Raw genomic sequence first — 19,727 nt, forward strand, 5'->3', positions numbered from 1 at the left:
CCGACGTCGCTTCGCCGCCGGCAGCGCGGTGGCGGCTGCCGGCGGCGACCGGCCCGCCCGCGCCGTCGGCGGTGGTCAGTCGGCGTCCAGCACCTCGCGCAGCCGGGCCGCGAACTCGGCGGGCTTGCCCGCGTAGCCGAACTCGCCGTCGAGGAAGCCGCCGTGGTGGCTCGGGAACACCACGGCCTCCTGGCCGAGCAGCGCCGCGGTGGCTACGGCCGTACGCGCCGTGTAGGTCCCTTCCGTCTCCTCGCCGACCGCGATCACGACCCGGGTCGGCGCCGCCGTGAGCGCCGCCACGTCGGGCCGGTAGTCGGTGACCGTCCCCGAGGCTCTCGACAGCAGCGGGTCGTCGCGGGAGCCGTCGTCCTCGGGCGGCAGGCCGAACGCCGCCGGGTCGGGCGTGGGCTGGGCGAAGTAGGCGTCGGTGAACTCGCCCCGCCAGGAGACCAACGCCATGAAGGCGGCCATGCCCGCGCCCATGCCCTTCGCCTGGTACGCCTCGTGGACGGCGGCCTGGGCGCGCTCGGCCGCCGCGGCGTCGGGCAGCACGGTGTTGATCGGCGGCTCGTGCGCCACCAGCGTCGCCACGTCGCCGGGGTGGGACGCGACCAGCTCCAGCGCGGTCACCGCCCCGCCGCTGCTGGCGAACATGTCGACCGGAGCCGCGCCGAGCGCCTCGATCAGCAGGTGCAGGTCGGCCGCCTGCTGCTGCGGCGTGTGGTCCGACCGCCCGTCGCTGCGCACGCTGCGGCCCAGGCCGCGCGGGTCGTAGGTGACGACCGTCCGGTCGGTGAAGTGGGTCGCGAGCGCGTTGAAGCCCTCCGCCGTCATCGGTTGACCGATCATGAGCAGCGTGCGGTGCCCGCCGGAGGCCGACAGTGGACTGCGCACGTCGTAGACCAGGTCGACGCCGGGCGCGGCGAGGGTGTGGGTCTCCATCGTCGTCATGCCGGCGAGCGTACGACCGACGGGTGACAGAACGGGCGCCACACGCGGGAAGCGGCCCCACCCGCCCCGGTCCTCGGCACCGGCGTCAGGATCTGCGGTATGGAGTACTTCTGCTACCACCGCGACCGGCGCGACTCCCTGGCTCTGCGCAAGGAGCTGCGCGAGGAGCACTGGTCCTACATGGACCGGTACGCGGAGCGGATGATCGCCCGTGGACCGACGTTCGCCACTGACGGGAAGACGCCGACCGGCAGCGTGCACATCGTCGACCTGCCCGATCCCGCCGCCGCCCGGGCGTTCGCCTTCGACGAGCCCAACTGCCAGGCCGGCGCGTACCGGGACGTGCTGCTGCGCCGGTGGCGCAACACGCTGGGGCGCACCATGTGGGACTTCCCGGGCGGCCGGACGGGTGGTGACCGGTTCCTGGTGCTCGGCCTCGGGGCGGGGGAGGCCGCCGACCTGGACGTGAGCGCGGACCGGGACGGGTTGACCGCGTACGGGCCGCTGCTGTCGGACGACGGCGTCAGGTGGCTGGGCACGGCGGCGCTGGTCCGTGCGGAGCACCCGGACGGGGCGCGTGCCGTGCTGACCCCGGACCGGTACGCCGAGATCGAGGTCCACGCGTGGGCGTTCGGCGGACGACCGTGACCCTATGGGTGCCGCCCTCTGCTCGGCGGCGGTAGGCTGACGACGCCGTTCTGCCGCGAGCGAACCCGCTTGTCTTGCTGGGGCGCGCTGCGGAGGATCGGTGGATGGATCTCCTCACCGCGGAACGGCAACTCCAAGCCGCCCAGCGCGCCGCCGACGTCGAGTCCCTCGACGCGCTACTGCACCCGCAGGTCGTGGGTGCCGGACCGGACGGCACGGTCTTCACGAAGGAAGACGACTTGGAGGGCTACCGCTCCGGTGCACTGCGAATCACCAGCCTGGTGGAGGAGTCGCTCGACGTCCAGGAAGACGGTCAGACCGGGGTGACTCGCATGGTCGCTGCGGTGGATGCCGTTCAGGGCGGTGCCGCCATGTCCGCGCGGTTGCGCTACACCCGACTCTGGGTGCGTGAGGACGGCAACTGGCGGGTGTTGGCCGCCACCTTCGTCCCGGTCTGAGGGACGTCTCGTAACTGGTGAAGGCGTTGCCCGGCATCGGGCCGGTGGTCAGCCGGCGAGGATGATGTGGTGGAGGTTAGCGATGCCGGAGCGGCGTCGGTCTGCCGGGCTGCGGGTGCCCGACGGCGATGACCAGGCGGGTGCTGGCGTCGATGGCGACCCTCGATGACCCGGTGGGCTGCGGAGTGCGACACCCCGAACAGTGAGCCGATCTGGCGCATCGTCAGGTTCGTGCGCCAGTAGGTGGCCGTCAGCAGCACCCGGTCGGCGAGGTCACGGGCCCATTGCCGGCCCGGCCGGCCGCCGACGATGCCGTCGCCGAACCCTGACGGGCCCACCATCATCATCTGATGCAGCAAGATGACGAGATGGCCGCCGAGGACGCCACCCCAGATCGCATGACCGACGCGGAGATTCACCAACTCGCCAGGCTGCTCGCACGCTACGCGGCCCAGGAGTTGGACCAGTTCGAGCATTGGTGTGTCGAATCGCCGTATGGCCCGGTGTTTATCGACATCAGTCGACGATGCGCTCCAGGCGCCGAGGACGCGTACCACGTCCTCTGGCCACTACCCGGCCAACCCCGCGACCCGCACTAATCTCGCTTGAACCCGCGTGACCACGGCGCCTGCACCAGACCACCGAGCGATCTCCTGCTTGAGTGCTAGGTGGTGGGACACGAGGGCAGCCCGCTGGACGACCTGCTCCCGACGGTCGCCGCCCTGGCCGCACATCACGACGACGACCTCGGCGGGCGGGCCGACGACGACCTGCAAAACCCGGCTCGCCGCGCTGGCCCGGACCATCCTGAACCGCCTGACAGCTAAAGATTCGGCCCAAGGCTGCGCTGCCCGGGGGCTTGGGCGACCGTCGACACGCGTGCGCCTGGTTGCCTGCTCTGCGACCCCATGCTCATCCGTTGAGCCCTTTTCATCCTGACCTTGCAGGTCAGGGCGGTACGCCCCGGCCCACCTGCGCAACGGTGGCACCTGCCCCGCCTCGCCGCCGGGTCCGCCGTCGGGGTCGCCACCGCATGGACTACGTACGGGAAGCGATCGTCAACAAAAAGTGATCCTTGCCTCTTCATCGGTCAGTCTCTATCGTTGGCGGAAAGCGCTTTCCCGTCCCCGTGCTCATGCCTGAAAGGTGAACTCAGATGAGACGCAAAGTCGCCACGCGGTGGCTGGCCGGTGGTGCCACCGCGGTCGCAGGTGCCGTCGTCGCCCTGGCGCTGCAGGTTCCCAACGCCTCGGCCGCCACGAACCTGAGCCTCGGCGCCGGCGCTGACGGCTCCAGCAAGGCCAGTGGTACCAGCTATGGCAACGTCATCGACGGCAACCCCAGCACCTACTGGTCGCCGAGCGGCTCGACCGGCACGGTCTCGGTCAAGTGGGGCAGCGCCACGACGGTGTCCTCGGCCGTCATCGTGCAGGCCTCGGGCGGCGGCGCGATCAGCGGCTGGCAGCTCAAGAACCACGACACGGGCTCCGTCCTGGCCAGCGGCAGCAGCGCCCCGAGCACCATCAACTTCTCCTCGACGTCGCTGAAGAAGATCTCCTTTGTCATCACCAGCGCGTCCGGCACTCCTCGGATCGCCGAGTTCGAGACGTACTCCAGCGGCGGGTCGACCCCGACCTCCAGCCCCACCGGCGCTCCTACTTCCAGCCCCACCGGCGCTCCGACTCCCAGCCCGACCAGCAACCCCGGCGCGCCGACTGGTGCGTGGCCGTCGTCGGCCGGCTCGGTGAGCATCTCGGGCACGGTCAGCGTCTCCGGCACCTTCGACGGCGGGATGAAGACGTACTGCTGCATGGGTGACGGTGGGCAGGGCGAGTCGCAGGACCCGATGTTCAAGATCGCCAATGGTGGCACGCTGCAGAACGTCATCCTCGGTTCGCCCGCCGGTGACGGCGTGCACTGCGAGGGCACCTGCACGCTGCGCAACGTGTGGTGGAACGACATCGGTGAGGACGCCGCCACCTTCAAGCAGACCAACGGCGGTACCTCCTACGTCATCGGTGGCGGGGCGCGTAACGGCAGCGACAAGACCTTCCAGCACAACGGCAACGGCACGGTCAGCATCTCCGGCTTCTACCTCAAGGGGTCCGGCAAGCTGTACCGCGGCTGCGGCAACTGCTCCACCTCGCACACCCGTCACGTGCGTATCGACAACGTCCTCGTCGACGACATCGACATGCTCGCCGGCATCAACAGCAACTGGAACGACACCGCGACGATCACTCGCGTGGTCGTGATCGGCTCGGCCACCATCTGCGGCAAGTACAAGGGTGTGCCCAAGGGCAGCGAACCCAGCTACCTCGGCGAGGGCTGGAACGACGCCAACTGCAAGGTCAACAGGAGTGACGTCACCTTCCGGTAGTCACTGGGCACGTCTGTTCACGAAGGGGCGCCCGCCGCCAGGCGGGCGCCCCTTCTGTGTCCGTCGTACGGGGGCGAGTCCAACGGATGGGCATGGGGTCGCAGAGCAGGCAACCAGGCGCACGCGTTGTCGGCGGTCGCCCAGGCCCCCGGGCAGCGCAGCCTCAAGCGGAATTTTTAGCTGTCAGGCGGTTCAGGATGGTCCGGGCCAGCGCGGCGAGCCGGGTTTTGCAGGTCGTCGTCGGCCTGCCCGCCGAGGTCGTCGTCGTGATGTGCGGCCAGGGCGGCGACCGTCGGGAGCAGGTCGTCCAGCGGGCTGCCCTCGTGTCCCACCACGTAGAGACGGTGCGTTCCCACCTCGGCGGGGATGCTCTGGTCGAGGATCCGCTCGCAGGTGTCAGCCGCGATCAGCGCCACCGCCGTCGGTAGGGCGGCACCGCCCTGAACGGCATCCACCGCAGCGACCATGCGAGTCACCCCAGTCCGACCGTCTTCCTGGACGTGTTCGGCATGATGACGACATGCGTCTGTTGGTGCTCGGTGGAACCTGGTTCGTAGGCCACGCGATCGTCAGCGCCGCCGTCGAGGCCGGCTGGGAGGTGACCACGTTCAACCGGGGTACCTCAGACCCGTTCCTGGAAGCTGTACGGCCGATTCGTGGTGATCGGAGCTCTTCGGATGATCTTGCCGCTCTCGCCGCCGCAGGGCCCTGGGACGCTGCTGTCGACACGTCGGGTTACGTGCCGAGGAACGTCCTTGACGTGGCGCGCATGCTTGCACCGGTCACCGGCCAGTACGTCTTCATGTCCACCGTCAGCGTGTATGGGGACTGGCCCGTCGAGCCACTCAGCGAGCGATCCGAGGTGCTCGCCTGCCCACCCGACGCCGGCCCGGACTACGGCATCGACACGGAGAACGGACCAACTCGGTACGGCTACCAGAAAGCAGGTTGTGAAAGAGCAGCAGTAACCGCGTTCGGCCAGGAGCGGACGGTGGTCCTGCGGCCCGGTGTGGTCCTCGGCCCACGGGAGTACGTAGGCAGGCTGCCGTGGTGGCTGCGGAGGGTGGCTGCCGGCGGCGAAATCCTGGCACCCGGTTCGCCTGACCGCACCATCCAACCCGTTGACTGCCGCGATCTGGCCGCGTTCACACTGCGGATGATCGCTGACCGGTCGTCCGGCGTCTTCAACGTCTGCGCTCCCATTGGCAGTGCCACGTTCGGCGGTCTGTTGACGGCCTGCGCCCATGCGACTCGTTCCGAGGGGTCCTTCGAGTGGGTGCCGGACCTTTTCCTACTCGAGGAGGGCGTTCGGCAGTGGTCGGAACTCCCGCTCTGGCGCACCTCCAATGGGGTCTGGCAAGTTGACACTGCCCGTGCCCAGGCCGCCGGCCTCCGCTGCCGGCCACTGGATCTCACTGTGCGGGACACGTGGCGATGGATGGTCGACAGCAATGCGGAGAGCGCACACGACCGCGCTGCGGACATCGGCATCGCCCGGTGGAAGGAAGCGCAGGTGTTGGCTGACTGGCACCGCTCAGGCGAGCCGGCGGGTTGAGGTTTCGGGCAGCCACGCTGCGATGCGCTCTGCGAGCTGGCGGGCTTGGGCATCGCCGTTCCAGGGTGCCTGGCTCAGCAGCCGCGTGATCCGCGCCAGTCGGCCGGTCAACGACACGTTCCGCTTGTGCGGAGGCAGGTCCAGGACCGTGGAGAGTGCGTCAGTGGCAGCATCGATGTCGTTTAGATGGAGGTAGGCGGCGGCGATGTCGATGTTCGCCCCGCTGATCTGTGAGTACGATCGGCGCGCAGCGGGCAGCGCCTGAAACAACCTCAGTGCCTCGTCGGCACGCGCTGCGGCCCGTTCGCCGTTGCCGAGGTCGAGCCAAGCTGCGGCAGCGCACGCCGCAGCGCGTGCATCCCCGAATGCGAACTCGCCGCCGGTAGTTGCTGCGAGTTCGTCAGGTCGATTCTCGGCGACCTCCCGGTCCCGTCGGGCTGCCGCCAAGATGTCGGTCACCGTTCCGGCGTCATTGAGCAGGGCGTGAGAGCGGGCCGCGATATGGCGCAGTCTCATCTTTGGCTCGCCCTCGGGAGCTACTCGCATTGCTCGTTCGAAGTAGCCGAGTGCCGCATCCGGCTCGTTGCGCCAGTTCGCGAGCGTCATCCGTAAGCCGTACGTCCACGCTTTCAGCGAGGGGTGTCCGGCGAGATCCGCGTACTGCGTCGCCGCTCGCGCCAGCGTCGTCGACTCGACCCAGCGTCCGAGGTCGAAGGCGGTGGAGGCCATGAGCGACGTGCCCTGGGCGATGAGGACGTAGAGGTGGGTCAGATCTCGTGGCCTGCGCGTCCGGTCGGCAAGCGCTCGCGCCTCGTCACGCAGCCGCCTGGCGTTCGCGAACATGTCGAAGGCGGCGATGCTGCCCGAACGGGCCAGTAGCGCCATGTCCTGCTGCATCGACTCGATCGAGTCATGCGGAATGCCGATCCTGGCCAGGAGTGAGTCGTTGCTGATGGCATCGGCAGCATCGCTCACCACATCGGCACCGTTGACGCCACCCGGCTTCGATGACGGGTCACCGATCCCCGCAAGGAAGCGCGATTGCGCACCGGCGGGAAGCCGTTTCAGAGCGGTGTGCAACAGTTCCTGATTCGCGTTGCCCGGCACTGTGTCGGGTCGGCTGTGCCAGTAGGCGACCGTCCTGACCGCGATGCCGAGCCAATCCGCGAAACCCTCGTTCGTCATGCCGGCCGACGCCTGTAGCGCGCAGGCAAGGCGTCCCGTCCACTGGCCCACCGTCGTCACCATGATTCTCCGAGCGTTCGTTGCATCGGATTGCCCTGCCGTTGCACCACCTTTGCATGGGCGTCCGCATTCTTCTCGACTTCACTGGACGCCACAGCTTTCAGCAGGATCTTCAATCGCAGCCTACCGAGGAGACCCCCATGGCTGAACCCCCGCGCGATGGACAAGACGGACACCGCTCGCGACGTGTTGTCGGCATGGTCCTTCGGCGCCTTGCTTTCGATGGCGCGCGACATGCAGAGCGATGACTCGATGAGCCGGGGTGAGCAGGCCGAGGCCGCCGAGCGGGAGGCGGCCAAGCAGCGCCTCCTGGATCAGGCCGAGGCGGAGCGCGTACCGGTGGAGGAGACCACCCGGGCGGTGCCGGACCGGCGGTGGCGGCGTGACCAGCGCTGACGAGCCGATCGGCCGCCGCGTCGCCCGCTGGCGGGCGCGGCGGCGGATGACGCAGCAGATGTTCGCCGACCGGCTCGGCAGGTCGAAGAGCTGGGTGGACAAGACCGAGCGGGGTGTACGGCCGCTGGACCGTTATCCGGTGATCCAGGAGATCGCCCGGGTGCTGCGGGTCGACCCGATGGTGCTGCTCGGCGAGCACCGCCCGCCGCCGGCCGCGGCCGGCCCGGTGGACGGGGTGGACGGCATCCGCGCCGCCCTCGCCCGCTACGACGACCACGGGGCGACGGCGTCCGTGGCGGAGACGGGCCGGCACGTCGCGCACGCCTGGCTGACCTACGAGCACGGGCACTACGCGCAGGTGGTGCGGCTGCTGCCGAGGCTGCTGCACGCCGCGCAGGGCGCGCGGGGGCAGGATCCGGGGCTGCTGGTGCAGGCGTACCGGATCACCTCGTCGGTGCTGGTGAAGCTCGGCGAGGCCGATCTGGGGTGGCTGGCCGCCGACCGGGCGGTGGCCGTGGCGGGTGGCGATGCGGCGCTGGCGGGGGCGGCGACCGTGGCGGTCGGTCAGGCGCTGCGCGCGTTGGGCCGGGACCGGCTGGCGCTGGTGGCGACGCTGGCCGCCGCGCGTCGCGTCGCGCCCGCGTCGGAGGCGGTGCAGGGGACCCTGCTGATCCAGGCCGCGCTGGCCGCCGCCGGCTGTGGCGACGCCGGCCGCAGCGAGGAGCTGGTCGAGCGGGCCGCGCGGGTGGCTGCGCGGGTCGGTGACGACCCGCACCGGACCGGCTTCGGGTCGGGCGCCGTCGAGGCGGCCCGGGTGGTCGCGGCTCTGGAGCGGGGGGACGCCGGGGAGGCGGTGCGCCGGCACGAGCAGGCGGTACGGCGGGAGGCGTGGCGGCGGCTGCCGGCCGAGTACCGGGCCGCCTACCTGGTGGACGCTGCCCGGGCGTACCTCCAGGTCGGCGACCTGTGCGGCGCGGCCCGCGTCCTGGTCGACGCGGATGCCGTCGCGCCCGCCGAGGTCCGGTGCCGGCCGTTGGCGCGTACGGTCGTCGCCGAGGTCGCCCGGGCCCACCCGTCGCCGGCCGGAGTGGCGCGCCTGGCGACGCTGGTGGGCCTGACCCGCTGATCCGGTGCCGCGCCGGGCGACCGGCGTGCCGCTGGCGGTTCAGCCGTTGGTGAGGAGTTCGCGGATCGCGACGAGGCTGGCGCCGTCGCCGACGGCCACCAGCGAGTCACCGGCCTGGAGGGTGAGGTCGGGACCCGGCGACGGGATCACGTGACCGTCGCGGACCACCGCGACGATCGACGCGCCGGTGCGGGTCCGCGCGCGCGTGTCGCCGAGCGCGCGCCCGAGGTACGGCGACCGGGCGGGGATCGGCATGCGTACGGTCTCGACGCCCTCCAGGGGCGGGACCAGTTCCGTCAGGTTGTCCATGACCAGCGGAAGGCCGAGCAGGTCGGCGATCGTCCGCGACTCCGTGCTCTCCAGCGTCAACGTGTGCTGGGCGGTCTCGGGGTCGGCGGGGTCGTAGAGCACGATGTCGCGCCGGCCGTCGAAGTGCACGATCACCGCGCCTCGCTGGCCCGTCGCGGTGGTGAAGCCGTACGACTCTCCCACGCCGAACAGCCGGGTCCTCTCCAGGTCCATGTTTCCGCCCTCCGAGGATGAGGCGCCGCGGTCGAGCACCTTGCCGCCCAGACTAGTGCTTCGGCCGGGATCGTGACGATCGCTCACAGCGGGCCTGCCGGCCGTGGGTGCGCTGCTCACGGCGTGGCTCCGGCTCCGGCGGCCAGTTGTCGGCGCCGTTCCCGTGGGTGAGGAATTCCATCGGGAGGCAACTGCAATTCCCGACTGTCGGCAGCGACAAACGTCCTGGAATCGAAAGCGCGGATTCGCGGCGATGGGATTTGCGAGTCAATTTCGAGGCTTCTGTTCGGGGTGGGGACGCTTTGTTTGCCGCCGGCCGTGGTCCTTTTCGGTCGCCACGAAGTCAATGTCAATTACCTGTCATTCCATCACGTTGTGATCAAAGCAATCTGATCGATAGGTTTCGCTGGTCCGAGTTGGAGTACCCGAAAAAGGGGGCAACTGTTGAGATCAACCCTGCGCTGGTCCGCATCGGCCAGCCTGGCACTCGCGATGGTCGTGACCGCTCCGGCGGTCGCCCAGGCGAAGCCGACCACGGTCGAGAGGAACGGCAACACCACCGCCGTCGCCCGCACCAGTGACGGTCGCGCGATCACCAACGAGAAGATCGCCGAGGAGGTCGCCAGGTACTGGACGCCGCAGCGGATGGCGAGCGCCGTCGACCTCGACATCGCGAAGTCGGCGAAGGCCACCGAGTCCACGAGCCGGGCGCCGAAGCCCGACGGGCCGGCGGGATCGGTCGCGCCGGTGCGACCGAGCGCCGCCAGCGGCGCCGACGTCGGCATCCAGCTCAACGAGTCGGCGGTCGTCGGCAAGGTCTACTTCACCACGCCCAACGGTGGCGGCGCCTCGTGCTCGGCGAGCGCGGTCGCCAGCGGCAAGGCGCGACTGGTCATGACCGCCGGGCACTGCGTGCACCAGGGCGCCGGCGGGCAGTGGTACAGCAACTGGCAGTTCGTGCCGCGCTACCGTGACGGCGCGCGGCCGTTCGGCACGTTCGTGGCGTACCAGCTCGCGGCCCGCACCGCGTGGATCAACAGCAGCAGCTACGACGAGGACATGGCCATCGCCATCATGCACAACGGCGGTAACTGGGGCCTGAAGGTCGTCGAGACGGTCGGCGGCCACGGCATGCGCTGGAACTGGGGCTACAACATCTCCCTGATGACCGCGCTGGGCTATCCGTCCAACCTCGGCGGCGGCGAGAGCCAGTACTTCTGCCAGAGCGGCACCTGGCACGCCGGCGGCCAGCAGATCCGGATGTGGTGCAACATGACCTACGGCTCCAGCGGCGGTCCCTGGCTCCAGGAATACAACGACCAGAATGGTCTCGGGTTCATCAACAGCGTCGTGAGTCACGGCGACAACCCGGGCAACGGTCAGTTCGACGGTCCGTACTTCGACGACGACATCAAGAGCCTCTACGACTTTGCGGAGGGTCTCTCCCCGGCGTAAGGGCACGTTAACGGCAGAGCCCCGGCCACACGGCCGGGGCTCTGCGCGCGCTGCTCCGTCAACGGCGGGGAAGTTCCCGTCCGGGGGGCGGGGTCACTTGAAGCGGATGAACTTCGAGAACTGGTTGTTGGCGGTGCCCACCGAGACCGTCCGGTGGCTGTACCGGTCGGCGGAAACGTAGTTGTACTCGTCGATCTCGAAGGTGCCGTTGGCGTTCACCCTGGTCACGAACGCGACGTGACCGTAGGTGCCGCCCAGGCGTACCGCGACGTCACCGGCCTTCGGGCTGTTGTACACCGGCACGCCGGCGCGTCCGGCGGCGGCGACCCACTCCTTGGCGTTGCCCCACCGCGCCTGGCCCTTGTACTGGTTGTGGAAGGCGACGCCGACCCGGCTGCGCACCGCCCAGGCCGCGAAGCTGGTGCACTGCCCCTTGTAGAAGTTCCAGGGATCGATGCCCGAGGTCTGACCCTTGTAGGGGTAGTCGTCCTTGGCCGGGTAGCTGGCGCCGGCGGAGATCAGCTGGTGGGAGGCGTTGTTGTTCTTCAGCGTGGAGCTGAGGTTCTTCTTCGCCCCGGGCGCGAAGTCCTGGTACGCGTGGGAACCGTTGTAGCCGGTGTTGTAGTAGACGCGCACCGTCTTTCCGGTGCGGTTCCACGCCGAGGCGGCGTTGTTCTTGATGCACTGGCCCTTGCCGCTGCCGGCGCCCTTGAACTCGTAGCAGCCCGGCTGGGCGGTGCCGTAGTCGGCCAGCGAGCCGGCGTGATCGGAGATCGAGCCCGCGTGGTTGCTGTTGTAGTAGTAGCAGAACTCGCCGGTGTTGCAGGCTCCGTCGCGGGACGCGGCCTGCGCGGGCGCGGCGACCGCCAGGACGCCGAGAGTCGCGCTCAGCACGCTGGCGCTGAGGGCACCGAGGACGCGAACGGTGACCGTGGGCATGATCACTTCCCTCCTGGGGGTGGGTGATGGGGGACCCACGCTACAAGGCATAGATCATCCGCCATACCCCTCAATCGCGGCGCGCGGATGGCGCGGGGGTCTGTCGAGATTCGGGGTTCATCGGGCGATTCGCGGGCATAGCGTCAGGCGTGGCGGCTTCCCGCCGCCGGGCCTGCCGCGGGGGCGGGTCAGGACGACCTGACGGTGGTGCGACGTGGACGAGACCGATCCGATGATGCTGGACCAGCGGGGACGACGCGGCCAGGGCGCCGGGCTGCCCCGGTTGCTGGGCGCGGTCAGCCTCGCCCTCGGCGCCGGCAGCCTGTTCGCCCCGCGCGCGGTGGCCCGGCTGACCGGGGTGGACGACTCACCCGCCGCCCGTGCGGTCGTCGCCGCCGTGGGCGCCCGCGAACTGGTCCACGCGGCGGGCCTGCTCGCCGGCCGCAGCCCGGCCGGCTGGGCGTGGACCCGGGTGGCCGGCGACGCGCTGGACCTCACCCTGCTCGGACGGGCCTGGGCGGACCGGTGCGGCGAGCGGCGCCGGCGGGTCGGCCTCACCACCGCCGCCGTCGCCGGCATCGCGGCCGTCGACCTGATCGCCGCCGTACGCGCCGGACGGGCCCGGGCCGCGCACCGGCGGGTGATCGACATGGAGGTCTCGGTCACCGTCAACCGGTCCCCGGCCGAGGCGTACCGCTTCTGGCGGGACCTGGAGAACCTGCCCCGGTTCATGTCCCACCTGGAGTCGGTACGCGCCGACGACCTGCGCCGGTCGCACTGGACCGCGCACGGCCCGGCCGGCCGCCGGATCGAGTGGGACGCGGAGATCGTCGACGACCAGCCGAACCGGTCGCTCGCCTGGCGGTCGCTGCCCGGCACCCGCGTGCCCAACGCGGGTCGGGTCCGGTTCGTGCCCGCGCCGGGCGATCGCGGCACCGAGGTCCGGGTGCGGCTGCGCTACGCCCCGCCGGCCGGCGCGCTGGGCCGGGCCGTGGCGAAGCTCTTCGGCGAGGAACCCGAGCAGCAGGTACGCGACGACCTGCGCCGGTTCAAGCAGGTGGTGGAGACCGGCGAGGTGGTCCGCTCCGAGGGCAGCCCGGACGGCATCTCCGTGCGCCAGCAGGTCATGCAACGCCCCGCCCAGCCGCTGCCCATCGCCCGCCGCTGACCGCCCGCCACCCGAGAGGACGAACGATGAAGGCCACCGCCTGGATGGGCAAGGACAGCGTCAAGGTCGTCGACGTGCCCGACCCGACCATCATGAACGCGCGCGACGCGATCGTACGGATCACCTCGACCGCCATCTGCGGCTCGGACCTGCACCTCTACCACGGGTACATCCCCGCCATGCGCAAGGGCGACGTCCTCGGCCACGAGTTCATGGGCGAGGTCGTGGAGGTCGGTCCGCAGGTACGCAACCTGCGCCCCGGCGACCGGGTGGTGGTGCCGTTCCCGATCGCCTGCGGGCATTGTTCCTCCTGCCAGCGCGGGCTCTTCTCGGTCTGCGAGAACTCCAACCCCAACGCCGGGGTGGCCGAGAAGATCATGGGGCACTCGCCGGCCGGCATCTTCGGCTACTCCCACCTGCTCGGCGGCTACGCCGGCGGCCAGGCCGAGTACGCCCGGGTGCCGTTCGCCGACGTCGGCCCGGTCAAGGTGCCCGACGAGGTCCCCGACGACCAGGCCGTGATGCTCGCCGACGTGCTGCCCACCGGCTTCATGGGCGCGGAGATGTGCGACATCAAGCCGGGCGACGTGATCGCCGTGTGGGGGGCCGGCCCGGTGGGCCTGCTCGCCGCCGCCAGCGCCCGGATGCTCGGCGCGGAGCGGGTGATCGTCATCGACCGGTACCCGTACCGGCTGCGGCTCGCCGAGGAGCACACCGGCGCGGAGACCATCAACTACGACGACACCGACGTGCTCGACGCGCTCAACGCGATGACCGCCGGGCGGGGGCCCGACGCCTGCATCGACGCCGTCGGCCTGGAGGGGCACCACGGCAACACCGCCGTGTACGCGTACGACCGGGCCAAGCAGGCCGCCCGGGTCGAGACGGAACGCCCGTTCGCGCTGCGCCAGGCCATCCTCGCCTGCCGTAGCGGCGGCGTCGTCTCGGTGATCGGCGCGTACGGGGGCGTCGTCGACAAGTTCCCGATGGGCGCGTTGATGAACCGGTCGTTGATCATGCGTACCGGTCAGTGTCACGTCCAGCGCTACACCCGTCCGCTGCTGAACCGCATCCAGCGCGGCGACATCGACCCGAGCTTCATCATCAGCCACCGGATGCGGCTCAAGGACGCGGCCAAGGGCTACAAGATCTTCCAGAAGAAGCAGGACGAGTGCACCAAGGTCGTCCTCAAGGTCTGAGCCCCGGCACCGAGCGCCGACGGGGCCCGGGGCGGCGGAATCCGGCCGTCCCCGGGCCTCGTCAGGACCGGGTCAGGCCCAGGGGGCCGTCGGGTACCAGGGGATGATCTCGCGGCGGGCGAGCAGCCGCACGTCCCAGTAGAGGAACGTGAAGGCACCGGCGACGATGAACGCGACAGCGGTCAGGACCGCCAGGCGGCTCGGCCGGGCGCTGAACCAGCGTTGCAGGCGGGAACCGGCGAGCCAGGCCAGCAGCAGGAACAGCACCGCCATGATGACGATGTTGCCCAGGGACTGCAGCGTGAACGCCGCCGCGCCGTAGAGCGGGTTGCCGCTCTCGGCGGCGTCGCGGAACATCTGCCGGAACAACGCGAAGGGCCGGCCGATCAGGAAGCCGGCGATCAGTGCGCCCATGAACACCATCGGGGCGTTGGGGAACCGGCGGGCGATCCGGGCGAACGGATCCGGCACGACACCCAGCGCGGCCAGACCGAGATAGATCATGATGAGCCCGATCGCGCCGAAGACGACCATGGACTGGATGCTCCTCGGCGACAGCCCGCCGGGCGCGTTGGGCGCGGTGGAGAACTGCGGCATCGACGTGCCGACGAGGCCGACGACCGCGCCGTAGGCGGCCGACACCGCGACCATGCCCACCGACATCCAGCCCAGCGGCTTCAGCGGTGCGACGATCCGGCTGAACCTGCTGCCCATGGTGCCGGTCAGCGGGGCCAGGGCGCCGAACGCGGCGATGTTGCATGCGGTGAACGTGCCCGCGATGCCGGAGACGAAGGCGAACAGGATGCCCGCCGCGATGCCCTGGATGGGCGTCTCCTTGGCGTCGTGGCCGAGCAGTGTGTTGGCGACGTTGTCGCCGATGGTCCGGTCCACGAACTCCGCCGACCAGATGACGGTCAGCAGGAACCCGCCGAGGACGCTGAGGAGGATGATCAACCCTCGCCGCCGGGGGAAGTGCCCGTTGACGAACGCGGACGTCCCGCTCCGCGCGGTGTCGGGGCTGAGTCGGACGGGCGCGTCGGGTCGCCGGGAAGACCTCTGGGTCTGCGTCACGTGCGCTCCTCGGGGTGGGGGAGGGGCCGGTGGGAGGGGGCGCGGGTCGATGTCCGCGTTTCATCATGGGGTGGCCGCCGTCGGCGCGGTTCTTCCATCGTGCGCAATCTCCCGGGCCGTTTCGCCCGCTCCGGGTGCCGGGCAACTTCAGGACGGTCCGGCTGCCCGCCTCCGCCGCAGGCGCGTGGATCAAGCGCCTTGGAGATCGTCAGGGGTCGGCGCCGCAACAGGCGTGGGGTGCCGTCCGCCCGTCCGGCCTGTCGTCGGTCGGGCGATCGGGAAGGCGACCGTGCGACCCTTGTTGCCAAGACTTTGCAATAAGCTGGCGGGCGAGCGACGACTGCCGCGAGAGGACCACCCATGCCCGACGCACTCGCCAGGACCGCCGTGGACGGTCCGCCGCACACCGTGTCCGAGCTGGTGATGGCCTGGGGGCGCGGCTGGGCGGTCTCCAGGGCCACGCCCGCCCCCGTCGCGGTCCCCGGCGGCTTCCGGATCGACGTGGGCCGGCCCGGCCACCGCGTACGCCACGTGCTGCACACCTACGACGCCGACTCGCTCGGGCGGCTCGGCCGGAAGCTGGCGGGTCCGGGCACCTGGATCAAGGTCAGCGGGGACCGCGCCGGCCTGCGCGCCGCCCTGCCCGACGCCTGGACGCTGGACATCGCCGGACACCTCATGAGCGCGCCGCTGACCCCGGACACGGCCGAGCCGCCCGCACCGTATTCGACGCGGGTCGTCGCCGAGGGCGGGGTCGTCGTCGCGACGGTCCTCGACGCGTACGGGCAGAGGGCGGCCGTCGGGCGGCTGGCCGCCGCCGGGGAGTTCGGCATCGTCGACCAGGTCGAGACGGAGCCCGCCCACCGGCGACGCGGGCTGGGCAGCGCCGTCATGCGGGCGCTCTGCGACCACGCGGCGAGGCTCGGGATGCGCACCGGGATTCTCGTCGCCACCGACGAGGGACGCGCCCTGTACCGCGCGCTCGGCTGGACGGTGCGCTCGGACCTGTCGGGGGCGTACCTCAGCGAGGACCGGGGCCCAGCCTGACGTGCCGGCCCGGCCTGACGTGCCGGCCGGGCCTGACGGCGGGCGGAGCCGACCGGTGGACGGCGGCTCGTGGCGGCCCGGTCAGGGGATGGGCCACTCGTGGACCGGCCGGTTGGTGTGCATCAGCGTCACGTAGTGCCGCACCACCTCCCGCAGCGCCTCCGGCCGGTCGAGATGGTCGGCGGACTCCAACCGGTGCAGGGTCTCCACCTGCCAGCTCGCCCCGTTGCGGCCGGTCAGGCACCGTTGCTCGATGACGCCGAGCAGCCGGTCCCGCTCGGCCGGGTCGAGGCCCCACCGGTCCAGCCCGTGGTGGGCCAGCGGCAGCAGCCGGCGCAGCACCAGCTCGGTGACCGGGAGATAGCCGAGGCCGGGCCAGAAGACCTGGGCGTCGATGCCGTAGCGGGCGCAGGCGTTGAAGTTCTCCTCGGCCGCGCTGAACGACATCTGCGACCACAGCGGCCGGTCGGCCTCGGCGAGCGCCCGGACGAGACCGAAGTAGAAGGCGCCGTTGGCCACGGTGTCGAGCACCGTCGGCCCGGCCGGCAGCACCCGGTTCTCCACCCGCAGGTGCGGGCGGCCCTTCAGCACGTCGTACACCGGGCGGTTCCAGCGGTAGACGGTGCCGTTGTGCAGCCGCAGCTCGGCGAGCCTCGGCACGTCCCCCCGGGCCAGGGCCTCGGCCGGGTCCTCCGCGTCGCAGACGGGCAGCAGCGCCGGGAAGTAGCGTACGTTCTCCTCGAACAGGTCGAACACCGTGGTGATCCAGCGCTCGCCGAACCACACCCGGGGGCGTACGCCCTGGGCCTTGATCTCCTCCGGCCGGGTGTCGGTGGCCTGCTGGAACAGCGGGATGCGGGTCTCCCGCCACAGCTCCCGGCCGAAGAGCAGCGGCGAGTTCGCCCCGAGGGCCACCTGGATGCCGGCGACCACCTGCGCGGCGTTCCAGTAGTCGGCGAACTGGGCCGGGCTGACCTGGAGGTGGAACTGGGTGCTCGTGCAGGCCGCCTCCGGGGTGATGGTGTCGGCGGTGACCGCGAGCCGTTCCACGCCGTTGATCGCGATCCGCAGGTCCTCACCGCGGGCGGCGAAGATCTGCTCGTTGAGCAGCGCGTAGCGCGGGTTGGCCGACAGCGTCTCGGCGGTCAGGTGCTCCGGCCGCAGCGTCGGCAGGACGCCGATCATCACCATGTGCGCGCCCACCTCCCGCGCCTTGGTCTCGGCGGCGTTGAGGCTGGCCCGCACGCTCTCCTCGAACTCGCGGGTGCCGGTGCCGGCCAGCCGGCGGGGCGCCACGTTGATCTCGACGTTGAACTGGCCCAGCTCCGTCTGGAAGTCCGGGTCGGCGATGGCGGCCAGCACGTCGGCGTTGCGCATGGTCGGCATCGAGTCGTCGTCGACCAGGTTCAGCTCGATCTCCAGCCCGGTCATCGGCCGTTCGACGTCGAACCGGGACTCCCGGAGCATCTCGGCGAAGACGTCCAGGCACCGCCGTACCTTCTCGCGATAGCGGGCCCGGTCCTCGCGACTGAAGGTCCGTACGCCGACGTCCTCGCCCATGGTCACCGCCCTGTCACCGTTGGTTCCCCTAACCTCGCACGCCCAGGGCGGGCCGGGGAAGACCCGAAGCTCCTTGTACGTACCCAGCTCGGGCCCGCGTGATCCCTGTCGCCTCCGCCCGTCGTGCCGTCGGCGCGCCCGACGGGGTGGTTAGCATGTGCGGCAACCGGTGGGGGAGTGACGATGCGCGAGAAGATCACCAGGCTCTTCGTGGCGGCGGCGATCGCCGAGGCCTGCTCCTGGCTGGCCCTGCTGATCGGCATGGCCGTCAAGTACGGCCCCCCGGGCAACGAGATCGGCGTGCAGATCTTCGGCCCGATCCACGGCGCGCTCTTCGTCGCGTACGGCCTGCTGGTCCTCGCGATGGCCCGGCTGCACCGGTGGCGGCCCTGGCCCACCCTCGTGGCCCTGGCCTGCGCCGTACCGCCGTTCGCCACCCTGATCTTCGAGCGCTGGGCCGCCCGGCGCGGGATGCTGCGCACCGCGGGCGAGCCGGACCGGCCGCTGACCCCCGTCAGCTGACCGGTCAGCCGGCGAGGAACCCGGCCAGCGCGGCGGCGAGCTGCTCCGGGGCCTCCTCGGCCATGTGGTGGCCCGATTCGATCGCGGCCACCCGCACGTCGTCGGCCCAGTCCCGCCAGATCGCCGCCGGGTCGCCGTACAGGTCGACCATGTCGTCCCGCTCCGACCAGCAGAACAGCACCGGGCAGGCGATCCGCCGCCCGGCGGCCCGGTCGGCGTCGTCGGCCGCCCGGTCCGGGCCGAGCCCGGCCCGGTAGTCCTCGCACATGGCGTGCACCGTCGCCGGGTCGTGGATGGCCCGGCGGTAGTCGGCGTACGCCTCCTCGCCCATGGCCGCCGGCGACCCGCCGTACCAGGCGTCCGGGTCGGCGGTGATCACCCGCTCCGCCGGCTTGTCCGACTGGCCGAGGAAGAACCAGTGCCACCAGCGGGCCGCGAACCGGGCGTCGGCGCGCGCCAGGGCCTCGCCGATCGGCACCCCGTCGAGCACGCCCAGCCGGCTGACCCGCTCGGGGTGGTCCAGCGCCGTGCGCATCGCCACGTAGCAGCCCCGGTCGTGCCCGATCACCGCCGCGCGGTCGTGGCCGAGCGCGTCGAGCAGGCCGACCACGTCGCGGGCCATCGCCCGCTTGGCGTACGTGGTGTGCCCCGGGTCGCTCGGCGGCTTCGACGAGCCGCCGTAACCGCGCAGGTCCGGGCAGATGACGGTGTGCTCGCGGGCGAGCAGCGGCGCGACCCGGTGCCAGGTCGCGTGGGTGCGCGGATGGCCGTGCAGCAGCACCACGGGTGGCCCCGAGCCGCCGTGGCGTACCCGCAGTTGGACCTCGCCGACGTCGATCCGCTCCAGCGTGAATCCCTCGAACATGTCCGGCACGGTGCCCGCCGGCGCGCCGCCGGAAACCGCGCCGGCCGTCAGGTCAGCGCCGACCAGGCCAGCACGGCGGCGACCAGCAGCGCGCCCAGCACCGCCTGGAGCAGCAGCGGCGGCCCGAGGTGCGACCACAGGGTGGCGGTACGCGGGGTGAGCAACTGGCCCGTCGTCAGGTTCACGATCCGCTCGATCTTCGGCGGCAGGTCCGGGTCGCCCTGCGGGCGCAACGTGAGCTGCACATGGTCGGCCGGGTGCAGGGCGCTCTGCGGCAGGTGCCCGTGCAGCTCGACCTCGCAGAGCCGTCCGGCGGCGTCGCGCAGCCGCACCGGGGTGACCAGGTATTCCGGGCCTTTCTTCAGGTCCTTGAAGCTTCGTCGGGCCGCGCCGGAGCCGGCCGAGAGCAGGGAGCGGGCCAGCGCCATCAGCAGGCCGGCGATCCCGGCCGCCGCGAGCACCGCGACCAGCACCGGCTGCCCGATGCGCACCTCGCGCGGGTAGCCGTCCATCAGCCGGACGATCCGCCCCGTGACGATCCGGCCGGTCGGATGGACGATCCGACGGATGTGCAGGTCGCTGTCCATTTCCACCACCCAGAGTCCGGTTGCGTTCACTCA

22 protein-coding genes and 1 pseudogene are annotated in these 19,727 nt (G+C 71.1%); 13 read left to right on the forward strand and 10 right to left on the reverse strand.

The genetic code is table 11. From position 1 onward, the window contains the following. Nucleotides 1-75 precede the first annotated feature (75 nt). On the reverse strand, nt 76-951 hold the full coding sequence (locus ACN27A_RS01825) for an alpha/beta hydrolase (protein WP_421449300.1): 876 nt from the start codon (nt 949-951) through the stop codon (nt 76-78). A gap of 99 nt (nt 952-1,050) precedes the next feature. On the opposite strand from ACN27A_RS01825, the gene ACN27A_RS01830 reads away from it, so the two are divergent. Further along, complete coding sequence (locus ACN27A_RS01830; protein WP_421449302.1) at nt 1,051-1,599, forward strand: YciI family protein; 549 nt, start codon at nt 1,051-1,053, stop codon at nt 1,597-1,599. Between the two features lie 104 nt (nt 1,600-1,703). After that, the gene (locus ACN27A_RS01835) at nt 1,704-2,057 is read left to right on the forward strand and encodes a nuclear transport factor 2 family protein (RefSeq protein WP_357577433.1); all 354 of its coding nucleotides are present in this window, start codon (nt 1,704-1,706) and stop codon (nt 2,055-2,057) included. A 161-nt stretch (nt 2,058-2,218) separates the two neighbouring features. On the opposite strand, the pseudogene ACN27A_RS01840 reads toward ACN27A_RS01835, so the two are convergent. Beyond that, nucleotides 2,219-2,374, reverse strand: a pseudogene (locus ACN27A_RS01840) (helix-turn-helix domain-containing protein); the annotation flags it as partial. 33 nt (nt 2,375-2,407) lie between these two features. On the opposite strand from ACN27A_RS01840, the gene ACN27A_RS01845 reads away from it, so the two are divergent. From ACN27A_RS01845 to ACN27A_RS01855, 3 genes are all read left to right on the forward strand, one after another. Further along, a complete protein-coding gene (locus ACN27A_RS01845) occupies nt 2,408-2,656 on the forward strand; it encodes a hypothetical protein (RefSeq protein ID WP_421458743.1) in 249 nt (82 codons plus the stop codon). A gap of 69 nt (nt 2,657-2,725) precedes the next feature. Continuing rightward, on the forward strand, nt 2,726-2,884 hold the full coding sequence (locus ACN27A_RS01850) for a hypothetical protein (RefSeq protein WP_421449305.1): 159 nt from the start codon (nt 2,726-2,728) through the stop codon (nt 2,882-2,884). Nucleotides 2,885-3,213: 329 nt separating this feature from the next. After that, the gene (locus ACN27A_RS01855; RefSeq protein ID WP_421449307.1) at nt 3,214-4,437 is read left to right on the forward strand and encodes a pectate lyase; all 1,224 of its coding nucleotides are present in this window, start codon (nt 3,214-3,216) and stop codon (nt 4,435-4,437) included. Between the two features lie 176 nt (nt 4,438-4,613). On the opposite strand, the gene ACN27A_RS01860 is transcribed toward ACN27A_RS01855, so the two are convergent. After that, nucleotides 4,614-4,892 (reverse strand): hypothetical protein, encoded by a 279-nt coding sequence (locus tag ACN27A_RS01860; protein WP_421449309.1) that lies wholly within the window; start codon nt 4,890-4,892, stop codon nt 4,614-4,616. Between the two features lie 65 nt (nt 4,893-4,957). Here ACN27A_RS01860 and ACN27A_RS01865 point away from each other — a divergent pair, with 65 nt between their 5' ends. Then, nucleotides 4,958-5,992, forward strand: coding sequence for an NAD-dependent epimerase/dehydratase family protein (locus ACN27A_RS01865; protein ID WP_421449311.1), 1,035 nt, complete (start codon nt 4,958-4,960; stop codon nt 5,990-5,992). Here the strand turns inward: ACN27A_RS01865 and ACN27A_RS01870 are convergent. Continuing rightward, entirely contained in the window at nt 5,972-7,240 is a 1,269-nt protein-coding gene (locus ACN27A_RS01870) for a hypothetical protein (protein WP_421449313.1), read from the reverse strand. The two genes, ACN27A_RS01865 and ACN27A_RS01870, sit on opposite strands and share 21 nt — an antisense overlap. A 156-nt stretch (nt 7,241-7,396) precedes the next feature. Between ACN27A_RS01870 and ACN27A_RS01875 the strand changes: the two genes are divergently transcribed. Next, nucleotides 7,397-7,633 carry a hypothetical protein gene (locus ACN27A_RS01875; RefSeq protein ID WP_421449315.1) on the forward strand — a complete coding sequence of 79 codons (237 nt, stop codon included), beginning with the start codon at nt 7,397-7,399 and terminating at the stop codon, nt 7,631-7,633. Continuing rightward, a complete protein-coding gene (locus ACN27A_RS01880) occupies nt 7,620-8,759 on the forward strand; it encodes a helix-turn-helix domain-containing protein (protein ID WP_421449317.1) in 1,140 nt (379 codons plus the stop codon). Before ACN27A_RS01875 ends, ACN27A_RS01880 begins: the two co-directional genes overlap by 14 nt. Nucleotides 8,760-8,798: 39 nt before the next feature. On the opposite strand, the gene ACN27A_RS01885 is transcribed toward ACN27A_RS01880, so the two are convergent. Then, entirely contained in the window at nt 8,799-9,281 is a 483-nt protein-coding gene (locus tag ACN27A_RS01885; RefSeq protein ID WP_421449320.1) for a cation:proton antiporter regulatory subunit, read from the reverse strand. Nucleotides 9,282-9,773: 492 nt separating this feature from the next. Here ACN27A_RS01885 and ACN27A_RS01890 point away from each other — a divergent pair, with 492 nt between their 5' ends. Then, complete coding sequence (locus ACN27A_RS01890) at nt 9,774-10,736, forward strand: trypsin-like serine peptidase (protein WP_421458348.1); 963 nt, start codon at nt 9,774-9,776, stop codon at nt 10,734-10,736. Nucleotides 10,737-10,829: 93 nt separating this feature from the next. Here the strand turns inward: ACN27A_RS01890 and ACN27A_RS01895 are convergent, their stop codons facing one another. Continuing rightward, on the reverse strand, nt 10,830-11,675 hold the full coding sequence (locus tag ACN27A_RS01895) for a CHAP domain-containing protein (RefSeq protein ID WP_311410246.1): 846 nt from the start codon (nt 11,673-11,675) through the stop codon (nt 10,830-10,832). A 214-nt stretch (nt 11,676-11,889) separates the two neighbouring features. Between ACN27A_RS01895 and ACN27A_RS01900 the strand changes: the two genes are divergently transcribed. Beyond that, the gene (locus tag ACN27A_RS01900) at nt 11,890-12,843 is read left to right on the forward strand and encodes an SRPBCC family protein (RefSeq protein WP_421449322.1); all 954 of its coding nucleotides are present in this window, start codon (nt 11,890-11,892) and stop codon (nt 12,841-12,843) included. Between the two features lie 26 nt (nt 12,844-12,869). Beyond that, nucleotides 12,870-14,042 carry a zinc-dependent alcohol dehydrogenase gene (locus ACN27A_RS01905; RefSeq protein WP_421449325.1) on the forward strand — a complete coding sequence of 391 codons (1,173 nt, stop codon included), beginning with the start codon at nt 12,870-12,872 and terminating at the stop codon, nt 14,040-14,042. A gap of 72 nt (nt 14,043-14,114) precedes the next feature. On the opposite strand, the gene ACN27A_RS01910 is transcribed toward ACN27A_RS01905, so the two are convergent. Further along, nucleotides 14,115-15,113, reverse strand: coding sequence for a hypothetical protein (locus ACN27A_RS01910; protein ID WP_421449327.1), 999 nt, complete (start codon nt 15,111-15,113; stop codon nt 14,115-14,117). 360 nt (nt 15,114-15,473) lie between these two features. On the opposite strand from ACN27A_RS01910, the gene ACN27A_RS01915 reads away from it, so the two are divergent. Continuing rightward, nucleotides 15,474-16,160 carry a GNAT family N-acetyltransferase gene (locus tag ACN27A_RS01915; RefSeq protein WP_421449329.1) on the forward strand — a complete coding sequence of 229 codons (687 nt, stop codon included), beginning with the start codon at nt 15,474-15,476 and terminating at the stop codon, nt 16,158-16,160. An 81-nt stretch (nt 16,161-16,241) separates the two neighbouring features. On the opposite strand, the gene ACN27A_RS01920 is transcribed toward ACN27A_RS01915, so the two are convergent. Beyond that, complete coding sequence (locus ACN27A_RS01920; RefSeq protein ID WP_132238122.1) at nt 16,242-17,720, reverse strand: glutamate--cysteine ligase; 1,479 nt, start codon at nt 17,718-17,720, stop codon at nt 16,242-16,244. Nucleotides 17,721-17,903: 183 nt separating this feature from the next. On the opposite strand from ACN27A_RS01920, the gene ACN27A_RS01925 reads away from it, so the two are divergent. Then, nucleotides 17,904-18,242: a DUF3817 domain-containing protein gene (locus ACN27A_RS01925; RefSeq protein ID WP_421449331.1), complete on the forward strand. Its 339-nt coding sequence runs from the start codon at nt 17,904-17,906 to the stop codon at nt 18,240-18,242. 4 nt (nt 18,243-18,246) lie between these two features. On the opposite strand, the gene ACN27A_RS01930 is transcribed toward ACN27A_RS01925, so the two are convergent. Beyond that, nucleotides 18,247-19,107 (reverse strand): alpha/beta fold hydrolase, encoded by an 861-nt coding sequence (locus ACN27A_RS01930; RefSeq protein WP_421449334.1) that lies wholly within the window; start codon nt 19,105-19,107, stop codon nt 18,247-18,249. A gap of 47 nt (nt 19,108-19,154) precedes the next feature. Beyond that, nucleotides 19,155-19,703: a hypothetical protein gene (locus tag ACN27A_RS01935; RefSeq protein ID WP_421458349.1), complete on the reverse strand. Its 549-nt coding sequence runs from the start codon at nt 19,701-19,703 to the stop codon at nt 19,155-19,157. Nucleotides 19,704-19,727: the final 24 nt, after the last annotated feature.

It is taken from the genome of Micromonospora sp. WMMD737 (genome assembly GCF_049179055.1).
Taxonomy (GTDB): Bacteria; Actinomycetota; Actinomycetes; order Mycobacteriales; family Micromonosporaceae; genus Micromonospora; species Micromonospora reichwaldensis.